Source organism: Achromobacter sp. RTa, from assembly GCF_000757485.1.
In the GTDB taxonomy this organism is placed as follows: Bacteria; Pseudomonadota; Gammaproteobacteria; order Burkholderiales; family Burkholderiaceae_B; genus Achromobacter.
The window spans coordinates 1-17,099 of sequence record NZ_JPYO01000003.1; the positions used below are offsets into that span (position 1 = coordinate 1).

Below are 17,099 nucleotides of genomic sequence, written 5' to 3' on the forward strand. Positions count from 1 at the left end.
CGTGAAGGCGGTCGTACCGTCGGCGCCGGCGTCGTCGCCAAGATCCTGAAGTAATCGGATCAGTTAAGCAGCACCCAACCAGCGGGGGCGCGATGCCGCCCTCGTCTTTCGTTCTTTAGGAAACGCCATGAAAAACCAAAAGATCCGTATCCGCTTGAAAGCCTTCGATTACAAGCTGATCGATCAATCGGCCGCTGAAATCGTCGATACCGCCAAGCGTACCGGCGCCGTTGTCCGTGGCCCGGTGCCGCTGCCCACGCGTATCCGCCGCTACGACGTTCTGCGTTCGCCGCACGTGAACAAGACGTCGCGCGACCAGTTCGAGATCCGTACCCATCAGCGTCTGATGGACATCGTGGATCCCACCGACAAGACCGTTGACGCCCTGATGCGTCTGGACCTGCCGGCCGGCGTCGACGTCGAAATCGCGCTGCAGTAAAGCATATCGAGCCTGCTACCTTCGCCGGTAGGCTCGTAAAAATGGCCGCATTCCTCCGGGAGTGCGGCCATTTTGTTTTTGCGCCACAGCCTGACCCATGAATGGTAGGCCAGGGGCCTATTTACGCTAAGTGCTTGTGCCCACTGAAAAAAACATGCTAATATGCCAAGCTTGCCATTTTGTGGCAAGAGCAGCTATGGGAAAAAGGAAGGCCAATCCCCTTGGGGACGGGCCCGAAATTTGAACCAGGTTGAACATAGTCGTAGGGCAAAGGCCGTTACCTTTTGCCTGATTAGCCCCGACCAATCGCAGTCGGGAATGGAGAAAACGATGTCGAATTCGACACCCACGCCCGCCGCTCACCGGCTGGGGCTGGTGGGTCGCAAGGTCGGCATGACCCGCATTTTTACCGAGGAAGGTGAATCCATCCCGGTGACCGTGCTGGACGTGTCGAACAACCGCGTGACCCAAGTTAAGTCGCTGGAAACCGACGGCTACGCCGCGATCCAAGTGGCTTATGGCACCCGTCGTGCCTCGCGCGTGGCTCAGCCGCAAACGGGCCACTACGCCAAAGCCGGCGCTGAAGCCGGCAGCATCCTCAAAGAATTCCGCCTGGATCCCGCTCGCGCCGCTGAATTTGCGGCTGGTGCCGTGATCGCCGTGGAATCGGTGTTCGAAGCCGGCCAACAGGTCGACGTCACGGGCACCAGCATTGGTAAAGGCTTCGCCGGTACCATCAAGCGCCACAATTTCGGTTCGCAACGCGCGTCGCACGGTAACTCCCGTTCGCACCGCGTCCCGGGCTCGATTGGTCAAGCTCAAGATCCGGGCCGCATTTTCCCGGGTAAGCGCATGGCCGGTCACCTGGGTGATGTCACCCGCACCGTTCAAAACCTCGACGTCGTTCGCGTTGACGCTGAGCGCGGTCTGCTGCTGGTCAAGGGCGCTGTCCCCGGCCACGCTGGCGCCGACATCGTCGTGCGTCCGGCCATCAAGGCCCCGGCCAAGAAGGGAGCGTAAGTAAATGGATCTCAAGCTCCTGAATGACCAAGGTCAGGCTGCCGCTACGTTCAGCGCGCCCGACACGATCTTCGGCCGCGACTTCAACGAAGCTCTGATTCATCAGATCGTGGTGGCTTTCCAAGCCAACGCCCGTTCCGGCAACCGCGCTCAGAAGGATCGTGCCGAAGTCAAGCACACGACCAAGAAGCCCTGGCGCCAGAAGGGTACCGGCCGCGCTCGCGCTGGTATGACTTCGTCGCCGCTGTGGCGTGGCGGTGGTCGGACTTTCCCGAACTCGCCCGAAGAGAACTTCAGCCAGAAGGTCAACAAGAAGATGTACCGTGCCGGGATCCGCTCGATCCTGTCGCAACTGGCTCGTGAAGACCGCATCGCCGTTGTCGAATCGTTCGATCTGGAATCGCCCAAGACCAAGGCCGCCGCTGCAAAGCTGAAGAGCCTGGGCCTGGACTCGGTCCTGATCATCACCGACAGCGTTGATGAAAATGTTTACCTCGCCACCCGCAACCTGCCGCACGTTGCTGTTGTCGAGCCCCGTTATGCCGATCCGTTGTCGCTGGTCCACTACAAGAAAGTGCTGATCACCAAGCCGGCCATCGCTCAACTCGAGGAGATGCTGGGATGAACGCTGAACGCTTGATGCAAGTCATTCTGGCTCCGATCGTGACCGAAAAGGCCACCTTCGTTGCCGAGAAGAATCAGCAAGTCGCTTTCCGTGTCGTGGCTGACGCTACCAAGCCGGAAATCAAGGCTGCCGTCGAACTGCTCTTCAAGGTGCAGGTCGAGTCCGTGCAGGTCCTCAACCGTAAGGGCAAAGTCAAGCGCTTTGGCCGATTCGTTGGCCGTCGTCGCAATGAGCGCAAGGCTTACGTCTCGCTCAAGGACGGCCAGGAAATCGACTTTGCGGAGGTGAAGTAAATGGCCCTCGTAAAAGTTAAGCCGACTTCGGCTGGCCGCCGTGGCATGGTGAAGGTTGTCAGCCCGAACCTGCACAAGGGTGAGCCCTACGCGCCGCTGCTGGAAAAGAAGACCCGTGGTTCGGGCCGTAACAACAACGGTCACATCACGATCCGCCATCGTGGCGGCGGTCACAAGCAGCACTACCGTGTCGTCGACTTCCGTCGCGACAAGGACGGCATCCCGGCGAAGGTCGAGCGTCTGGAATATGACCCCAACCGTACGGCGCACATCGCTCTGCTGTGCTACGCCGACGGCGAGCGTCGTTACATCATCGCTCCGCGCGGCCTGGAAGTGGGCGCCACGCTGGTGTCGGGCATCGAAGCCCCGATCCGCGCCGGCAACACGCTGCCGATCCGCAACATCCCGGTGGGTACGACGATTCACTGCGTTGAAATGATCCCTGGCAAGGGTGCCCAGATGGTCCGCTCGGCCGGCGCTTCCGCCGTCCTGCTGGCTCGCGAAGGCGTCTACGCTCAGGTGCGTCTGCGCTCGGGTGAAGTCCGCCGTGTGCACATCGAATGCCGCGCCACCATCGGTGAAGTCGGTAACGAAGAACACAGCCTGCGCCAAATCGGCAAGGCCGGTGCAATGCGTTGGCGCGGTGTCCGCCCGACGGTCCGTGGCGTTGCCATGAACCCGGTGGATCACCCGCACGGTGGCGGTGAAGGCCGTACCGGTGAAGCACGCGAACCGGTCAGCCCGTGGGGCACTCCGGCGAAGGGTTTCAAGACCCGTCGCAACAAGCGGACGAACAATATGATCGTCCAACGGCGCAAGCGCAAGTAAGAGGCGAACACTATGTCACGTTCGATCAAGAAAGGCCCGTTTGTCGATGCTCACCTGATCAAAAAGGTGGACACGGCCGTCGCGGGCAAAGACAAGAAGCCGATCAAGACCTGGTCGCGTCGCTCGACGATCCTGCCCGAGTTCATCGGTCTGACGATCGCTGTGCACAACGGCAAGCAACATGTTCCCGTGTACATCAACGAGAACATGGTCGGTCACAAGCTGGGCGAGTTCGCGCTGACCCGTACGTTCAAGGGTCACGCCGCGGACAAGAAGGCGAAGAGGTAAGCGATGGAAACTACTGCCATTATCCGTGGGGTTCACATCTCCGCTCAAAAGACGCGTCTGGTTGCGGATCTGATCCGCGGCAAGTCGGTCTCGCAAGCGCTGAACATCCTCACCTTCTCGCCGAAGAAGGCCGCCGCCATCCTGAAGAAGGCTGTCGAGTCCGCCATCGCCAACGCCGAGCACAACGACGGCGCCGATATCGACGAACTGAAGGTCACCACGATTTTCGTGGACAAGGCTCAGTCGATGAAGCGCTTCTCCGCTCGCGCCAAGGGCCGCGGCAACCGTATCGAGAAGCAGACCTGCCACATCACGGTCAAGGTCGGAGCTTAAGGAGTCACGATGGGTCAGAAAATTCACCCCACTGGGTTCCGTCTCGCGGTCACCCGTAATTGGTCCTCGCGTTGGTTCGCCGACGACAAGGCCTTCGGCAGCATGCTGGCCGAAGACATCCGCGTTCGCGAGTACCTGAAGAAGAAGCTCAAGAGCGCCTCCGTCGGTCGCGTGATCATCGAGCGTCCCGCCAAGAATGCCCGCATCACCGTCTACTCGGCTCGTCCGGGCGTGGTGATCGGCAAGCGCGGCGAAGACATCGAAAGCCTGAAGGCTGATCTGCAGCGCCTGATGGGCGTGCCCGTGCACGTCAACATCGAAGAAATCCGCAAGCCGGAAACCGATGCTCAACTGATCGCCGACTCGATCTCGCAACAGCTCGAGAAGCGCATCATGTTCCGCCGCGCCATGAAGCGCGCGATGCAGAACGCCATGCGTCTGGGTGCCCAAGGCATCAAGATCATGAGCTCGGGCCGTCTGAACGGTATCGAAATTGCTCGCACCGAGTGGTATCGCGAAGGCCGTGTGCCGCTGCACACCCTCAAGGCCAACATCGACTACGGCACCTCCGAAGCCCACACCACGTACGGCGTGATCGGCATCAAGGTCTGGGTCTACAAGGGCGACATGCTGGCCAACGGCGAATTGCCGCCGGAAACCGCCGCCCCGCGTGAAGAAGAACGTCGTCCGCGCCGCGCTCCGCGTGGTGATCGTCCGGACGGTGCTCGCACCGGTCGTCCGGGTGGTCGTGGCCGTGGTCCCCGCAAGGCGGACGCTGCTCCGGCGCCTGAAGGAGAATAACCATGCTGCAACCCTCTCGCAGAAAGTATCGCAAAGAGCAGAAGGGCCGCAACACCGGTCTGGCGACCCGTGGCACCCACGTGTCGTTCGGCGAATTCGGTCTGAAGGCCACCGGCCGTGGCCGTCTGACCGCTCGTCAGATCGAAGCCGCTCGTCGTGCCATCAATCGTCACATCAAGCGTGGCGGCCGTATCTGGATTCGCATTTTCCCGGATAAGCCCATCTCGCAGAAGCCTGCCGAAGTCCGTATGGGTAACGGTAAGGGCAACCCGGAGTACTGGGTCGCCGAAATCCAGCCCGGCAAGGTGCTCTACGAAATGGAAGGGGTTAGCGAAGAGCTCGCGCGTGAAGCTTTCCGCCTGGCCGCTGCCAAGCTGCCGATTTCGACCACGTTCGTCGCGCGTCATATCGGTGCTTAAGGAGTACTAACATGAAAGCTAGCGAACTCCGTTCGAAAGATGCCGCCGAGCTCGGCAAAGAGCTCGAAAGCCTGCTGAAGGCACAATTCGGTCTGCGTATGCAGAAGGCCACGCAGCAACTGGCCAACACCAGCCAGCTGCGCAACGTGCGTCGCGACATCGCGCGCGTTCGTACCTTGCTGACCGAGAAGGCAGGGAAATAAAGATGAGCGAAACTCAAAACACCCAAGTGGCCAAGCGCCAGCGCACGCTGGTTGGCAAGGTCGTCAGCAACAAGATGGACAAGACTGTCGTTGTGCTCGTCGAGCGCCGCGTCAAGCACCCCATCTTTGGCAAGATCATCATGCGTTCCGCGAAGTACAAGGCGCACGACGAATCGAACCAGTACAACGAAGGCGATACGGTTGAAATCGCTGAAGGCCGTCCCATCTCGCGCTCGAAGTCGTGGCGCGTGGTGCGTCTGGTTGAAGCCGCACGTATCATCTAAGTGAAAGCAGTGCATCGGAACGGTTCGCCGTTCTGATATAAAAACGGCAAGGGTTCAGGCCCTTGCCGTTTTTTTTCGTCTCGGGGCTTCGTTCCGGATTGGGAACCCAAGAACATCATGCGCGGTTTGAGGAAAGCGGTTTTGCTCGGATGGTTGATTGCCGCGGGGACATCGGCGGCAGGCGCGAGCGCGCAATCGGGGAGTCCGGGGCAAGGCCGGCCAGCAACGCCGGCGGCCGTTCCCGCTAAGGATGCCGGAGCCAGGCCGCCGGGCATCGTGGCGCCCAGCGCCGACCCCGCCACCATCGGCCGCAACGTACTGACTGCGGGACCGGAGCCGCGTGTGCGCCTGGATGGTTTGTCCCGCGATCACGCGGCCATCTTCGGCACGCAGGACGAAGACGAGCAGGCCTTGCTGGATAACGAGCGCGCGCTGCAGGCGCAGCAAGAGCAGCTGCATGTCCTGGAGCGCCTCTTGACGCAGAACCCGTCGGCCGCGGATCCGTATCCGCCGGCAATGATTCCGTTGAATCCCGGCACGCCGATGAACATGGCGCCGCTCGCGCCCGCGCCTTCCGGCTCGCAGTTGGGCGGCGGCGAGGCGCAACGCAGCGTGGATCAGATGCAAAGGCGGGTCAACGAGATGCGGCGCGGCGGGGAGACCCTGAGGCAGGGGCCGCGCTAGCGTGGCCTTACCTGCCCGGCCGCCCAGCAAGTTCCCGCAGGCGCCCGGCGACGCCGGTGGGAAAGTAGTACACCGACAGCACGAACAGAATGCCCAGCCAAAGCAGCCAACGATCCGGTTCGAACAGCAGCGCCAGCGGCGCTACGTTTCCGACGGCATCGTGGATCACGTGCAGGCCATCCTGCAGGTAGCTCTGCGCGAACACGAACAGGCTGGCGCCGATCACCGCGCCATACATCGTGCCCATGCCGCCGATCACCACCATCAGCAGGATGTTGAGCATGATCTCGAAGGACAGCGACGTATCCGGTCCGTTGTAGCGTAGCCAGAGCGCGTACAGCGCGCCCGCCAGCGTGGCGAAGGCCGCCGCGAGCAGATTCGACAGGCTGCGATACAGAACCGTGCGGTAGCCGATGGCCTCGGCTCGGAAGGGGTTCTCGCGGATCGCCTGCAGCACGCGCCCGAACGGCGAATTGACGATGCGCAGCAGCATCAGGAACAGCACCACGCAGACCGCGGCAATCAGGTAGTAGGTGATGATGCGGCCATCGATGTTCACGCCGAACAGCGGTTCGGACAGGGGCCGGAAGGCCGGGCGCAGCATCTGCGGAACCTTGAAATTGAGGCCGTCCTCGCCGCCCGTCAGTTCGGAAAGCTGGGACACCAGCGTCTGGAACGCCGCGGCGACCGCCAGCGTGATCATGGCGTAGAAAATGGCGCGCACGCGCAGGCTGGCCAGGCCGATGATGAGCGCGAACACCAGGGATACGGCCAGGCCCGCGGCCGTGCCCGTCAGCACCGCCAGCCAGCCGGCTTCCATGCGCACGCTGGCGATCGCCACGCCGTAGGCGCCGATGCCGAAGAACATGGTGTGGGCGAAGCTGACGATGCCGGTATAGCCCAGCAGCAGATCGTAGCTGGCCACCACGATGACGAACACGAGGATCTTGGCCGCCACGGCCAGCGACTTGGGGCCCGGGAACAGGAAGGGCGCAGCGGCGAGCGCGGCGACGATGGCGACCAGCATGATCGCGAGCAGCGCGCTGCGCGGGGTATCGCCGGAAAGCAGGCGTACGGACATGTCGGCGGTTCCTAGCGGTTCGTGACCGGATACACGCCCTGCGGGCGCCACAGCAGGATGGCGACCATCAGTGCGATATTCGAGAACAGGGCGGCCTTCGGCACCAGGAAGCCGGTATAGTTGGCCATCAACCCGACGAGCAGCGCGCCGATCAGGCAGCCCACGGTCGAACCCAGGCCGCCGATCATGATGACGATGAATATCAGCACATTCACCTGCGCGCCCAGCTGAGGGACGATCGATTGCTGGTACATGCCCCACAGCACGCCGCCGAGCCCCGCCAGCATCGAACCGGCCACGAAGACACCCACGAAGAGGTGCCGGATGCGGTAGCCCAGGCTTTCCACCATTTCCCGGTCTTCCACCCCTGCCCGGATCAGCAGGCCCAGCTTGGTGCGGTTGAGCAGCCACAGCATGCCGCCCAGCACGAGCAGCCCCGTCACCAGCGCGATGATCCGGAATTTCTCGATCGCGGCATCGCCCAGCAGGATCGCCCCGCGCATCGCTTCCGGCAGCGGCAGCGAGATCGTCTGCGGCCCCCACAGCATCTTGATGATCTCTTCGCCGATGATCATGCCGCCCATGGTGATGAGGATCTGCTTGAGATGCTGACCATAGACCGGCCGCACGATGACGCGCTCGAACGCCAGCCCGACCGCGCCGGCCACCAGCATGCCGACGATCATGGCCGGCAGCACGGCGGCGAGGTTCATCCACAGGCTGCCGGACTGCGTCCAATCGGCCATGGATCCCAATACGGTGGCGGCCATGTACGCGCCGATGGCGATGAACAGCCCGTGCCCGAAATTCAGCACGTCCATCAGGCCGAAGACGAGAGTCATGCCCGAAGCCACGATGAAGATGATCATGCCCATGGCCAGGCCGGCAAGGGTCAGCGTTATCCATGTGGACAGGGAGCCCACCAGCGGCAAGGCGATCGCGGCTAGCGCCAGCACCAAGAGGGCGGGGCGCAGGTCCGCGCGCACGCGCGGCAGCGGGGTGTCGAGTTCCAGGGTGCTCATTGGTGGCTTCCCAGCGACAGGCCCAGCAGGCGTGTCTGCAGTTCGTCGTCCGTCGCCAGCTGCGCCATGCTTCCGGCATGGACGACCCGGCCGTTGTCCATCACGGCGACATGATCGCCCACGAGGCGGGCGAAGTTGAAGTTCTGCTCGACCAGCAGGATGGTGGTGGACGCCTGCTTCAGTTCGATGAAGGCGTCGATCATGTTCTGCACGATAGCCGGCGCCAGGCCTTTGCTCGGTTCGTCCACCAGCAGCAACCGGCGAGGCTCGATGATCGCGCGCGCCACCGCCAGCATCTGCTTCTGCCCGCCCGACAGCTTGCCGGCGGGATGCAGCCAGAATTTCCTCAGCGCGGGGAAGAAGCCGAATATCCACTCCAGCCGGGCGGTGTCCAGCTGGTCGGCGGTCCTGGCCTGGCGCGCCGCCAGCAGGATGTTTTCCTTAACGGAGAGATCGGCGAATATGCCCATGTTCTCGGGCACGTAGGCCATGCCCATGCGCGCCATGTCGGGCGGGGACGCGCGCGTGCCCGGACCGCCCACGACCGTGCCGTCGAATCTCACCTGGCCTTGCGATGCGCGCCACAGCCCCATGATCGTGCGCAAAGTGGTGGTCTTGCCCGCTCCGTTGCGCCCGAGCAGCATGGTCACCGCCGCGGGCGGCACGGCGAGGTCGGCGCCATGCAGGATGTGGTATGCGCCTATGTGCGTGTGCACGTCTTTCAGTTCCAGCAGGGCGGGCGTCATGCCGCTTTCTCCGTCGGGCTGATGCCCAGGTAGGCCTGTTGGACGATCGGCGAGGCGATGACCTCGGCGGGCTCGCCGTCGGCCATCAGCCGGCCGTTGTGCAGCACCACGATGCGGTCGGCCAGCTCGCGCACCACGTCCATCTTGTGCTCTACGAGCAGGATAGTCTTCGACGGATCCGTCTTTATTTCGCGTATCAGCTCCAGCACCACGGGCACATCGTCCACGCTCATGCCGGCGGTCGGTTCGTCGAACATGAATACCTGCGGATCCAGCGCCACCAGCATGGCGATCTCCAGCTTGCGCTGGTCGCCATGGGGCAGGTCGGCGGCGGCCTGGTCGCGGCGCGCGGACAGGCGGGTGCGCTCGAGCAGCGTGTCGGCGCGCTCGATCAGGCCGCGGTCGTCGTTCCACATGCGCCAGAACCGGATCTGCCGCCAGCCCAGGCCCTGCCGGCGGGACTGCAACGCCAGCCGCACGTTCTCGTGCACGCTCAGCCGCGGGAACAGTTGCGTCAGCTGGAATGCGCGGCCCAGGCCGGCATGCATGCGGGCCGGGGCGCCCAGCTGCGTGAGGTCGCGCCCGTTCAGCCGCACCGTTCCCGCGCTGGCGCGCAGCTGCCCGGAAATAAGATTGAAATAAGTGGTCTTGCCCGCGCCGTTCGGGCCGACGATGGCGGTCAGCGTGTCAGGCGCATAGCTGCAGCTGACTTCATTGACGGCCACGTGTCCGCCGAAACGGATGGTGAGCGATTGGGTCTCCAGCATGGGCGGGGGGCGGGATCAGCGTTTGTTCTGGATCGGCACCGACATCTGGTCGGGCGTGATTTCCTTCACCAGGTCCTGTACGGCCCACGGCACCGAGGGATCGTTCTTGATGCGGAAGTGGTACATGGACTGCATGGCCTGGTGGTCCTCGGTCCGGAAGGTCATCTTGCCCTTGGGCGTGTCGAAGCTCATGCCTTCCATGGCCTTGATCAGCGTATCGGTATTGGAGTCGCCATTGGTCTTGGCCAGCGCGGTCGCGATCGCGATACCCGAGGCCATCCCGCCCGCGGTGAAGAAGTCCGGCGGCTGGCCGTAGCGCTTCTGGTGCTCCGCCACGAGCCAGTCGTTGATCGGATTCTTGGGGATGCCGTAGTAGTAATAGGTGGCGCCCTCCATGCCGGCGAGCGATTTCAGCGGCGTCATGGCCGCCAGCGTGTTGCCACCCGTGGCGATCTCGATGCCGAAGCGTTTCGGGTCCAGGTCGGCGATCTTGAAGGGATTGCCGGCGCCGGCCCAGAGGATGAAGATGATCTTGCGGCCGGGCTTGTCCTTCAGCGCGTCGAACAGGCGCTGCGCGCCGGCGGTGAAGTCGGTGGCATTGGCCGGCAGGTACTCTTCGTGCACGATCTTGGCGTTCTTCAGGGCACCCTTGAATGCCTTGACGCCGTCACGGCCGAATGCGTAGTCCTGCGCCAGCATGGCGATCGAGGTGCCCGCCTGATCGAAGGCGACCGCATTGGCGATGGCGTCCTGCGAGGAGTTGCGTCCGGTGCGGAAGATATAGCGGTTCCATTTGTCGCCGGTGATCGAATCCGCCACGGCTGGTTCGACCAGCAGGATCTTTTCGTATTCCTCGGCGATCGGCAGCATGGCCAGCGCAACGCCGGACGAGGTCGGGCCCACGGCGATGTCGGCGTTGTCGTCGGCGTAGGCCGACGCCAGCTGCGCGCGGGCCACGTCGGGCTTGCCCTGGTTGTCCTTCTCGATGACGCGGATCTTGCGGCCGGCGACCGTCATGGTGCCTTGCGTCGCGTACTCCAGCCCCAGCATCAGGCCGTTCTGGGTTTGCTTGGCATAGGCCTCCAGGGGGCCGGTCTTGTCGTAGACGTGGGCCACGACGAAGTCTTTGGCCGCTATCGCGGAATTCATGCAGAGGCCGGCGAGCGCGGCGAGCAGGACGCGTTTCATGGGAGTCTCCTGTTATTGGGGGCGGACAGCTGCCGTGTGGTCCGGCGTGGCAAGGAATAGTCGGATGGCGTCGATCTGCGGGGCGACGTTCAGGGCCGGAGCGTGGCCGCAATCGGGGAAGTCGATGCGCTGGGCGCGCGGTCCGCGACGGGTCATGGCGTCGGCGACTTCGGGCAGCAGCAGGTCCGAGTCGGCGCCGCGCAGCAGCAGCAGCGGCATGCGCAGCGAGTCGTAGCCGCTCCAGCGGTCGTAGTCGCCGGGGTGGTTGCTGAACTGGCCGACGATGGCCGGGTCATAGTGCAGGGTGATCCGGCCGTCCGGCAGGCGGCGCACGGACGTTTCGGCCATCCGGCGCCATTGCTCGTCGCTCTGCCAGCCGTAGGGCTTGTAGGCGACGCGCAGCCAGGCTTCCAGTTCCGTGACGGTGTCGAAGGCCGGTGGCGTGCCCACGTAGGCCACGATGCGGTCGATGGCGGCTTGCGGCAGCTCGGGGCCGATGTCGTTGACGACCAGGTGCGAGATCCGATCGCGCAGGGTGGTGGCGGCGGCGTGCATGCCGGTGGCGCCGCCCATGGACGTGCCGACCCAGCGCACGCGGGCGAGCGACAGCCCGTCCACCAGGGCGCGGGCCAGCGTTGCATAGAAGTCCAGCCGGTATTCGGCCACCGGGTCCGCGCTCCATTGCGACAGGCCGCGGCCGATCGCGTCCGGGCAGATGATGCGGTAGTCGCCGGCCAGCGACTGCGCCAGGTCGTCGAAGTCGCGGCCGGTGCGGGCCAGGCCGTGCCACATGATGACGGGGGGCGCGTCCGCGGCGCCCCATTCGGTGTAGTGCAGCTCGCGGCCTGCGCAGCGCAGATAGCGCGAAGCCGGCGCGTGGCGGCCGGCCGGTGCGGGCGCTGGTGCCATGGGTCTCCTCCCGGGTTGTCCAGGTTGTGTGCTTATCGGGCTGAATATAGACTTGCGCCAAGCGCGCCTTCAAGGCGCCGGACACCCCGCAGCAGGGTGAGTCAAGAATATGTAGACGCAGGATCACGAGCGCCCGGCCGCGGCGCCGGCGTCCAAGGAGACCGAGCCATGTCCGATACGGAATTCGCCATTTCGGCCAGCGCCGGCGCTGACCGGCGCGACGAATGGCGCGCGGCGCTGTCGGACGCGTTCGGCCCGTTCGAGGTGCATGGCGGCCGGCCGGACAATTTCGCCGGGCATGTGCGCTACGCGCGCCGGGGCAGCCTGCAGTTCAACGACCTGCATTACCAGGGGCAGAAGCTGGAGCGCACCGCCGGCAATGTGTCGCGCCTGGACCAGGAGTTCTATACCTTCGGCTTGCCGCTGGCAGGGCCCCTGGCCGTGCGCCAGCAGGGGCGGGAATTCCAGGTCGAGCCGGGCTGCGTCTACCTGATGAACCAGAGCCTGCCCTACCAGGCAACGGCGCAGGGCGACTCGGGCTACCGCAGCCTGAGCGTGTCGTTCCCGCGCAGCGCGCTGTCCCAGCGCGATTCCCGCATCGGCGCCTTCTACAAGCTGCGCGTCGACGACGGCTCGCCTCGGGGCGCCTTGCTGGCCAGCTACATGGACCACCTGTTCAAGGGCGTGGACGGTTGGTCGGACGTGGAGGCGGCGGAACTCGGCGAGCGCCTGATCGACCTGATCGTGCTGTTCCTGGTGCAGTCAGGCCAGGGCCATGCGTCGGAGTCGGACAGCAGCGTGACGGTGGCGCATCGGCAGCGGGCGCTGGCCTACATCCGCCAGCACCTGGCGGATCCGGCCCTGTCGCCGCAGCATGTGGCGCAGGGCTGCGGCGTGTCCGTGGCCTATCTGCATCGCATCCTGCGCGCGGGCGGCCTGTCGGCGGAATCCTATATTTTCGAGCAGCGGCTCGATAGAAGCCGCGAACTGCTGCTGAATCCGCAGCATCGCCATCGCAGCATCGCGGAGCTGGCCTACCAGGTGGGCTTTTCTCATCCCTCCCATTTCAGCCGCCTGTTCAAGCGCCGTTTCGGCGTGACGCCGCGCGACCTGCGGGCCGGCTTCCAGCCCGGGCTTTCAGGCGCTGACCAGCAGCAGGGCTGATCCCCATGCGGCCAGGTACAGGCCGATGCCGAAAGAGGCGTGCGCCATCAGGCTGCGCAGGCGCGCCGTATTGGGTTTGGGCGTGCGGGATGCCGCGATGCCTGCCCCCATGCCGGGCTGCAGGATGAGAAACGGGGCCGCCACGCTGATCAGCCCGAAAAGCAGGGCGGGCAGCAAGGTCGGACGCTGAGCCCATTCCAGACCGGCCACCGCCAGCAGGGCTGCCGCGAAAAACACGCCGATCGCATAATGGGCGGCCCAGCCCAGGGCGCGCTCGCCCGTCACGGGAGCGGCCCGGCCGATGGCCTCGTGGGTGAGGCGGCCGCGCGCCACGTGCCCAATCCACCTGCCCACCATGGCGTAGTCCAGCGACGGCGCGCGCAGGCAGTGTTTGAGGAAGAGCGCCCACAGGTCCATGACTGCGGTTGCGCCCACGCCGATCAGCAGCGCGCGCAGGAAGAATTCGGATGGATTGGCCATGGGATCTCCGGTGGTCGTGCCTGGCGGCGCGAAATGAAAGATGAACATTCAATTTATTGATTGAATGTTAGAGTGATGCTATGGTCATGTCAATGAACCAGCCCGCCGCTTCTTCCTATCCTGCCCAGCATTTCGATGCGCTAGCCGAGGTCGCCAAGACCCTGGGGCATGCACATCGCCTGGTGCTGCTCGAGCACGTCGCCCAAGGCGAGCGCGCGGTCGAGCGCCTGGCCGAACTGTCGGGGCTGTCGGTGGCCAATACGTCCCAGCATTTGCAGCACCTGCGCCGCGCCGGTTTCGTGCAGACGCGCCGCGACGGCAAGCGCGTGCTGTACCGGCTGGGCACGGGGCCGCTCGTTCAGCTGCTGGGGGCGTTGCGTGCCTATGCCGAGCACCAGCGTGCCGAGATCAAGGAAATCATTTCCGACAGCATCCACCAGCGGGATCGCCTGGACGGCGTGTCCGTCGACGAACTGCTGAGCCTGCTCGACAGCGAAAGCGTCGTGCTGATCGACGTGCGTCCCGCGGAGGAGTTCGCGCTCGGCCATCTGCCGGGGGCGGTCAATATTCCTCCCGAGCAGTTCGAGGGCCGGCTGGGGGACCTGCCGGCCGACGCCGACATCGTGGCCTATTGCCGCGGGCCGTACTGCGTGCTGTCGTCGGACGCGGTGCTTGCGCTGCAAGCCCGTGGCTTGCGCGCCCGCAGGCTGGATGTGGGTTTTCCGGAGTGGAAGGCGGCGGGCTTGCGCGTCGAGGCGGCCTGACGCCAAGCTGCCGACGGCGATGAAAAAAGCCCCGGACGGGCGAAGTCCGGGGCTTTTTATCTGGTGCCTGGAAAGATCAGATGTGCGTAATGAACTTGGTGACCAGGTAGCCGTCGAACGTTTCGAGGCCGCCTTCGCTGCCGATGCCGCTGTCCTTGATGCCGCCGAAGGGCGTCTCGGCCAGCGCGCTGCCGAAATGGTTGATGTTGACCATGCCGGCTTCCAGGCCGTTGGAGACCTTGGTGGCGGTCTGCAGCGAGTTGGTGAACACGTAGGAAGACAGGCCGAACGGCAGGCTGTTGGCGCGCGCCAGCACTTCATCGGTATCGGTGAAGCGGACCACCGGCGCGACCGGGCCGAAGGGCTCTTCGGTCATCAGCATGGAGTTGTCGGGCAGGTCCGTGACCACCGTGGGCGCGAAGAAGAAACCCTTGCGGTCCAGCGGACCGCCGCCGACCACCACCTTGCCGCCATGCTTCTTGGCGTCGTCGATGAAGGCGCTCATGGCGGGGACGCGGCGTTCGTGCGCCAGCGGGCCCATGTCGGTGCCGGCTTCCAGGCCGTCGCCGACCTTGATGTTCTTCAGCACCTCGGAGAAGCGTGCCAGGAACTGTTCGTAGGCGCCGTTCTGCACATAGAAGCGGGTGGGCGACACGCACACCTGGCCGGCGTTGCGGATCTTGAACTTGGCCAGCATGGTGGCGGCGCGGTCGATGTCGGCGTCGTCGAACACCAGCACCGGCGAGTGGCCGCCCAGCTCCATGGTGACGCGCTTCATGTGCGCGCCGGCCAGAGCGGCCAACTGCTTGCCCACCGGCACGGAGCCGGTGAAGGACACCTTGCGCACGATCGGCGAGCGGATCAGGTAGTCGGAGATCTTGGCGGGTTCGCCCCAGACGATGTTCAGGCAGCCCTTGGGCAGGCCGGCGTCGTGGAACATGCGGGCGATGGCCATGACCGCGCTGGGCGAATCCTCCGGACCCTTCAGCACGACCGTGCAGCCGGCGCCGATGGCGGCGGCGATCTTGCGGATGGCCTGGTTGTACGGGAAGTTCCAGGGCGTGAACGCGGCGCAGACGCCGATGGGTTCGCGCACCACGATCTGGCGCACGTCCGGGTTGCGCGGCGGAACCACGCGGCCGTAGATGCGGCGGCATTCCTCGGCGTGCCAGTCGGCGTGCTCGGCGCAGGAAGTGACTTCGCCGACGGCTTCGGCCAGCGGCTTGCCCTGGTCGAGGGTCATGTTGCGGCCGATTTCCTTGGCGCGCTCGCGCGACAGGGTGGCGACCTTGCGCAGGATGGCGGAACGATCCATGGGAGAAGATTTCTTCCAGGATTCGAATGCGCGCTGGGCGGCGGCTAGTGCGCGGTCCAGGTCTGCTTCGGTGGCGTGGGGCAGCTGGCCGAGCACTTCCAGCGTGGCCGGGTTGATGACGTCCTGGGTGCGCCTGCCCTCTCCGGCGACGAATTCGCCGTCGATATACAGCGCCAACTGTTCATACATGCCTGTCTTTCCTTGCGAAGTAGGAGTGGATAGCGATTGCTGTCGCCCATGCCAGTCTAAACCAGCTTGCGGACGGAGGGGAGGTCCAATCGCGGCGGGATTCCTGGAGCCAATTGGCGCGCAAACCTTGCATGCGCGCCCCGGCATGGACAAAATGGTGCATCTTTGGCTGCCTATCCCATCCCCATTGTGCAACCTGTCGATGCGCGTCCGTCCGGCAAGCCCAGTTTCTATTCGCGAGCCTTTTTCCGTTTCATAGAGTGGTTGCGGCATCGCATCGCCCTGGCGTCGCTGGTAGGGGACAGGCCGATTTTCCGGAATGGCCAGTTTCCCTGGGTGGCCGGACTGGAGGCGCAGGCGCCCGCCATCCGCGCCGAGCTCGTGGACCTGCTCTCCGAACGCCAGCGCCTGCCCGCATTCCACGAGATATCTCCCGATGTGGGCCAGATCACGTCGGACGACCAATGGAAAACCTTCGTGTTCATGGGCTACGGCCTGCGTTCCGAACGCAACCTGGCGCGCTGCCCGGCCACGGCCCGGGCGCTGCGGGGAATTCCTGGCATCCGCACGGCATTCTTCTCCATTCTGGAGGCGGGCAAGCGGATTCCGCTCCATACCGGGCCCTACAACGGCGTCCTGCGCCTGCATCTGGGGCTGGTCGTGCCCGACCCGGCCGAACGCTGCTGGATCGAGGTGGGGGGCGAGCGCTACAGCTGGCGGGAGGGGCAGGCCGTGGTATTTGACGACCTCTACCCGCACGAGGTGCACAACGATACCGACGGGCTGCGCGCCGTGCTGTTCGTGGACTTCGAACGGCCGTGCCGGGCGCCGGTCAGGTGGCTGAACCGCCTGGTGCTGATGGCCGCGCCGTTCACGGACGAAATCCGCCGCGGCAAGGCCAATCACGACGCCTGGGAAAAAGGGTATTACCGCCAAAAATAACAGGGACGCGTTAAGGAACTCCCGGCCCGTGGCGTTTTGTGCGTTATCCCAACAAAGTGCTTGCGCTCAAAGTTTAACCAGGCTAGAATTATCAGCTTTCCCAGATTGTCGATCGGGTTCATCCAGGCCTATGGCAGGTTGACTCGACGTGTTGGGGGAATACCCGCAGGATTTCAACCCAGGGTCGTTGCGTTGCCAACCAGTTGCAGGCGTAGGGCGAAAGCGCTAGGCGTGCCAACACTAAAGCAGGGCGGCAGACCTGACGGGACCAAAACTGGCAGGAATTGCAGTGTTCCCTTGTTGGGAAAACCGTAT

General features: G+C 64.4%; 23 protein-coding genes. 15 read left to right on the forward strand and 8 right to left on the reverse strand.

The window, feature by feature from the left end:
* Positions 1-127: 127 nt before the first annotated feature.
* The 12 genes from rpsJ (at position 128) to JL37_RS01710 (ending at position 6,217) form a co-directional block, all read left to right on the forward strand.
* Entirely contained in the window at positions 128-439 is a 312-nt protein-coding gene (gene rpsJ, locus JL37_RS01655; protein WP_003806903.1) for a 30S ribosomal protein S10, read from the forward strand.
* A 330-nt stretch (positions 440-769) separates the two neighbouring features.
* Positions 770-1,459, forward strand: coding sequence for a 50S ribosomal protein L3 (gene rplC / locus JL37_RS01660; RefSeq protein ID WP_043541546.1), 690 nt, complete (start codon positions 770-772; stop codon positions 1,457-1,459).
* Between the two features lie 4 nt (positions 1,460-1,463).
* Entirely contained in the window at positions 1,464-2,084 is a 621-nt protein-coding gene (gene rplD, locus JL37_RS01665; protein ID WP_043541548.1) for a 50S ribosomal protein L4, read from the forward strand.
* Complete coding sequence (rplW, locus tag JL37_RS01670) at positions 2,081-2,377, forward strand: 50S ribosomal protein L23 (RefSeq protein WP_006216557.1); 297 nt, start codon at positions 2,081-2,083, stop codon at positions 2,375-2,377. Before rplD ends, rplW begins: the two co-directional genes overlap by 4 nt.
* Positions 2,378-3,205, forward strand: coding sequence for a 50S ribosomal protein L2 (gene rplB / locus JL37_RS01675; RefSeq protein ID WP_043541549.1), 828 nt, complete (start codon positions 2,378-2,380; stop codon positions 3,203-3,205).
* Between the two features lie 12 nt (positions 3,206-3,217).
* Entirely contained in the window at positions 3,218-3,493 is a 276-nt protein-coding gene (rpsS, locus tag JL37_RS01680) for a 30S ribosomal protein S19 (RefSeq protein WP_006216555.1), read from the forward strand.
* A gap of 3 nt (positions 3,494-3,496) precedes the next feature.
* On the forward strand, positions 3,497-3,826 hold the full coding sequence (gene rplV, locus JL37_RS01685) for a 50S ribosomal protein L22 (protein ID WP_043541551.1): 330 nt from the start codon (positions 3,497-3,499) through the stop codon (positions 3,824-3,826).
* Between the two features lie 9 nt (positions 3,827-3,835).
* Positions 3,836-4,627, forward strand: coding sequence for a 30S ribosomal protein S3 (gene rpsC / locus JL37_RS01690; RefSeq protein WP_006389609.1), 792 nt, complete (start codon positions 3,836-3,838; stop codon positions 4,625-4,627).
* A gap of 2 nt (positions 4,628-4,629) precedes the next feature.
* Positions 4,630-5,046, forward strand: a complete 417-nt coding sequence (gene rplP / locus JL37_RS01695) for a 50S ribosomal protein L16 (RefSeq protein WP_006389610.1) — start codon at positions 4,630-4,632, stop codon at positions 5,044-5,046.
* An 11-nt stretch (positions 5,047-5,057) separates the two neighbouring features.
* Positions 5,058-5,249 carry a 50S ribosomal protein L29 gene (rpmC, locus tag JL37_RS01700; RefSeq protein WP_003806912.1) on the forward strand — a complete coding sequence of 64 codons (192 nt, stop codon included), beginning with the start codon at positions 5,058-5,060 and terminating at the stop codon, positions 5,247-5,249.
* 2 nt (positions 5,250-5,251) lie between these two features.
* Positions 5,252-5,533: a 30S ribosomal protein S17 gene (gene rpsQ / locus JL37_RS01705; protein ID WP_006216549.1), complete on the forward strand. Its 282-nt coding sequence runs from the start codon at positions 5,252-5,254 to the stop codon at positions 5,531-5,533.
* Between the two features lie 276 nt (positions 5,534-5,809).
* Positions 5,810-6,217: a hypothetical protein gene (locus tag JL37_RS01710; protein ID WP_231570269.1), complete on the forward strand. Its 408-nt coding sequence runs from the start codon at positions 5,810-5,812 to the stop codon at positions 6,215-6,217.
* A gap of 7 nt (positions 6,218-6,224) precedes the next feature.
* Here JL37_RS01710 and JL37_RS01715 read toward each other — a convergent pair whose 3' ends face one another.
* Genes JL37_RS01715 through JL37_RS01740 form a run of 6 tightly spaced genes read right to left on the reverse strand, consistent with a single transcriptional unit; the run spans position 6,225 to position 11,930 of the window.
* Positions 6,225-7,298, reverse strand: a complete 1,074-nt coding sequence (locus tag JL37_RS01715; RefSeq protein WP_043541554.1) for a branched-chain amino acid ABC transporter permease — start codon at positions 7,296-7,298, stop codon at positions 6,225-6,227.
* A gap of 11 nt (positions 7,299-7,309) precedes the next feature.
* Positions 7,310-8,320: a branched-chain amino acid ABC transporter permease gene (locus JL37_RS01720; RefSeq protein WP_043541555.1), complete on the reverse strand. Its 1,011-nt coding sequence runs from the start codon at positions 8,318-8,320 to the stop codon at positions 7,310-7,312.
* Positions 8,317-9,066 carry an ABC transporter ATP-binding protein gene (locus JL37_RS01725; protein ID WP_043541556.1) on the reverse strand — a complete coding sequence of 250 codons (750 nt, stop codon included), beginning with the start codon at positions 9,064-9,066 and terminating at the stop codon, positions 8,317-8,319. The genes JL37_RS01720 and JL37_RS01725 overlap by 4 nt, the downstream gene beginning before the upstream one ends.
* On the reverse strand, positions 9,063-9,833 hold the full coding sequence (locus JL37_RS01730; protein ID WP_043541557.1) for an ABC transporter ATP-binding protein: 771 nt from the start codon (positions 9,831-9,833) through the stop codon (positions 9,063-9,065). The genes JL37_RS01725 and JL37_RS01730 overlap by 4 nt, the downstream gene beginning before the upstream one ends.
* A 15-nt stretch (positions 9,834-9,848) precedes the next feature.
* A complete protein-coding gene (locus tag JL37_RS01735; protein WP_043541558.1) occupies positions 9,849-11,021 on the reverse strand; it encodes a substrate-binding domain-containing protein in 1,173 nt (390 codons plus the stop codon).
* 12 nt (positions 11,022-11,033) lie between these two features.
* Entirely contained in the window at positions 11,034-11,930 is an 897-nt protein-coding gene (locus JL37_RS01740) for an alpha/beta fold hydrolase (RefSeq protein ID WP_043541559.1), read from the reverse strand.
* Between the two features lie 168 nt (positions 11,931-12,098).
* Between JL37_RS01740 and JL37_RS01745 the strand changes: the two genes are divergently transcribed.
* Positions 12,099-13,094, forward strand: coding sequence for a helix-turn-helix domain-containing protein (locus JL37_RS01745; protein ID WP_043541561.1), 996 nt, complete (start codon positions 12,099-12,101; stop codon positions 13,092-13,094).
* Here the strand turns inward: JL37_RS01745 and JL37_RS01750 are convergent.
* Positions 13,068-13,574 (reverse strand): DUF2938 domain-containing protein, encoded by a 507-nt coding sequence (locus tag JL37_RS01750; protein WP_043541610.1) that lies wholly within the window; start codon positions 13,572-13,574, stop codon positions 13,068-13,070. The genes JL37_RS01745 and JL37_RS01750 overlap by 27 nt on opposite strands.
* 86 nt (positions 13,575-13,660) lie before the next feature.
* Here JL37_RS01750 and JL37_RS01755 point away from each other — a divergent pair, with 86 nt between their 5' ends.
* A complete protein-coding gene (locus JL37_RS01755) occupies positions 13,661-14,338 on the forward strand; it encodes an ArsR/SmtB family transcription factor (protein ID WP_369798512.1) in 678 nt (225 codons plus the stop codon).
* A 76-nt stretch (positions 14,339-14,414) separates the two neighbouring features.
* On the opposite strand, the gene JL37_RS01760 is transcribed toward JL37_RS01755, so the two are convergent.
* Positions 14,415-15,842 (reverse strand): NAD-dependent succinate-semialdehyde dehydrogenase, encoded by a 1,428-nt coding sequence (locus JL37_RS01760; protein WP_043541563.1) that lies wholly within the window; start codon positions 15,840-15,842, stop codon positions 14,415-14,417.
* A 189-nt stretch (positions 15,843-16,031) separates the two neighbouring features.
* On the opposite strand from JL37_RS01760, the gene JL37_RS01765 reads away from it, so the two are divergent.
* Positions 16,032-16,784 (forward strand): aspartyl/asparaginyl beta-hydroxylase domain-containing protein, encoded by a 753-nt coding sequence (locus JL37_RS01765; protein ID WP_043541613.1) that lies wholly within the window; start codon positions 16,032-16,034, stop codon positions 16,782-16,784.
* The last annotated feature ends 315 nt before the right edge of the window (positions 16,785-17,099 follow it).

Excerpts from the sequence above, each read along its gene's own strand:
- JL37_RS01755 (WP_369798512.1), top strand. The coding sequence starts at position 13,661 with ATGTCAATGAACCAGCCCGCCGCTTCTTCCTATCCTGCCCAGCATTTC.
- JL37_RS01760 (WP_043541563.1), bottom strand. The coding sequence starts at position 15,842 with ATGTATGAACAGTTGGCGCTGTATATCGACGGCGAATTCGTCGCCGGA.
- JL37_RS01745 (WP_043541561.1), top strand. The coding sequence starts at position 12,099 with ATGTCCGATACGGAATTCGCCATTTCGGCCAGCGCCGGCGCTGACCGG.
- JL37_RS01725 (WP_043541556.1), bottom strand. The coding sequence starts at position 9,066 with ATGACGCCCGCCCTGCTGGAACTGAAAGACGTGCACACGCACATAGGC.
- rpsJ (WP_003806903.1), top strand. The coding sequence starts at position 128 with ATGAAAAACCAAAAGATCCGTATCCGCTTGAAAGCCTTCGATTACAAG.
- JL37_RS01735 (WP_043541558.1), bottom strand. The coding sequence starts at position 11,021 with ATGAAACGCGTCCTGCTCGCCGCGCTCGCCGGCCTCTGCATGAATTCC.
- JL37_RS01750 (WP_043541610.1), bottom strand. The coding sequence starts at position 13,574 with ATGGCCAATCCATCCGAATTCTTCCTGCGCGCGCTGCTGATCGGCGTG.
- JL37_RS01720 (WP_043541555.1), bottom strand. The coding sequence starts at position 8,320 with ATGAGCACCCTGGAACTCGACACCCCGCTGCCGCGCGTGCGCGCGGAC.
- JL37_RS01730 (WP_043541557.1), bottom strand. The coding sequence starts at position 9,833 with ATGCTGGAGACCCAATCGCTCACCATCCGTTTCGGCGGACACGTGGCC.
- JL37_RS01715 (WP_043541554.1), bottom strand. The coding sequence starts at position 7,298 with ATGTCCGTACGCCTGCTTTCCGGCGATACCCCGCGCAGCGCGCTGCTC.
- rplP (WP_006389610.1), top strand. The coding sequence starts at position 4,630 with ATGCTGCAACCCTCTCGCAGAAAGTATCGCAAAGAGCAGAAGGGCCGC.
- rpmC (WP_003806912.1), top strand. The coding sequence starts at position 5,058 with ATGAAAGCTAGCGAACTCCGTTCGAAAGATGCCGCCGAGCTCGGCAAA.
- rplW (WP_006216557.1), top strand. The coding sequence starts at position 2,081 with ATGAACGCTGAACGCTTGATGCAAGTCATTCTGGCTCCGATCGTGACC.
- rpsS (WP_006216555.1), top strand. The coding sequence starts at position 3,218 with ATGTCACGTTCGATCAAGAAAGGCCCGTTTGTCGATGCTCACCTGATC.
- rplV (WP_043541551.1), top strand. The coding sequence starts at position 3,497 with ATGGAAACTACTGCCATTATCCGTGGGGTTCACATCTCCGCTCAAAAG.
- rpsQ (WP_006216549.1), top strand. The coding sequence starts at position 5,252 with ATGAGCGAAACTCAAAACACCCAAGTGGCCAAGCGCCAGCGCACGCTG.
- JL37_RS01740 (WP_043541559.1), bottom strand. The coding sequence starts at position 11,930 with ATGGCACCAGCGCCCGCACCGGCCGGCCGCCACGCGCCGGCTTCGCGC.
- rplD (WP_043541548.1), top strand. The coding sequence starts at position 1,464 with ATGGATCTCAAGCTCCTGAATGACCAAGGTCAGGCTGCCGCTACGTTC.
- rplC (WP_043541546.1), top strand. The coding sequence starts at position 770 with ATGTCGAATTCGACACCCACGCCCGCCGCTCACCGGCTGGGGCTGGTG.
- rpsC (WP_006389609.1), top strand. The coding sequence starts at position 3,836 with ATGGGTCAGAAAATTCACCCCACTGGGTTCCGTCTCGCGGTCACCCGT.
- rplB (WP_043541549.1), top strand. The coding sequence starts at position 2,378 with ATGGCCCTCGTAAAAGTTAAGCCGACTTCGGCTGGCCGCCGTGGCATG.